Source organism: Frankia sp. AgPm24, assembly GCF_023243055.1.
GTDB lineage: Bacteria > Actinomycetota > Actinomycetes > Frankiales > Frankiaceae > Frankia > Frankia umida.
The window spans coordinates 1-981 of sequence record NZ_JALKFW010000069.1; the positions used below are offsets into that span (position 1 = coordinate 1).

The following is a 981-nucleotide window of genomic DNA, read 5'->3' on the forward strand; positions in this document are numbered from 1 at the left end:
GCCCTAGGGTCTGTTTGGGAAGTTCATCGGGGTAGCCATTCGTTGATCGCGGCGATGGTGACCGTTGCTTCGTAGCGCACGGCGAGTTTGTCGTACCGGGTCGCGACAGCCCGGTGGCGTTTGAGCCGGTTGATCCCGCACTCCACGGCATGACGCTGCTTGTAGGTGTCGGTACTGAACGCCGGGGGCCGCCCGCCCCGGCTCCCGCGCTTCTTCCGGTTCGCCGCCTGGTCGATCTTCTCCGGGATCGTGGCCCGGATCCCACGCTCGCGCAGGTAGGCACGGTTCTTCCTCGAGCTGTATGCCTTGTCCGCCAGCACCCGGTCCGGACGGGTCCTGGGCCTGCCCCGCCCAGGCCGAGGGACCCGGATGCGTTCGAGCACCGCGGCGAACTGCGGACTGTCCCCACGCTGCCCGGCGGTCACCAGCAATCCCAACGGCTTCTGCCCCTGCTCACAGGCCAGGTGCAGCTTGGTGGTCAACCCACCCCGGGACCGCCCGATCCCATGATCTACCGGTTCGAGGTCAACACCACCCGGACTGTCCCGCTGGAGATCCCCTTTTTCGACGCCCCCGCCGCATGCTGATGCGCCCGCGCCACCGTCGAGTCCACCGACACCTCCCAGGTGATCAGGCCCGCGGCGTCCGCCCGGGCCTGCAACCCGGTCAGGACCCGCTTCCACGTGCCATCACGCTGCCAGTCCCGGAACAGCCCGTACACCGTGCGCCAATGCCCATACCGGCTCGGCACATCACGCCACGGCGCCCCGGTCCGGGTCCGCCACCGAATCCCATCGATCAACTGCCGCCGCGACCACGTCACCGGCCGCCCCGGCTTCTTCTTGTCCGCCTCCGAGGGCAGCAACGGCTCCAGCACAGCCCACTGCTCGTTCGTCAGATCACCCCGCGCCACACAACTGATCATCCAGCCTGGATCACACCAGCTGACCAGCAGCAACACAGATCAGAGACTTCCCAAAC

Annotated in this window: 1 pseudogene; it reads right to left on the reverse strand. The window is 67.6% G+C overall.

From position 1 onward, the window contains the following. Positions 1 to 23: 23 nt before the first annotated feature. Positions 24 to 925 (reverse strand): annotated as a pseudogene (locus MXD61_RS05675) (IS5 family transposase). Between the last annotated feature and the right edge of the window lie 56 nt (positions 926 to 981).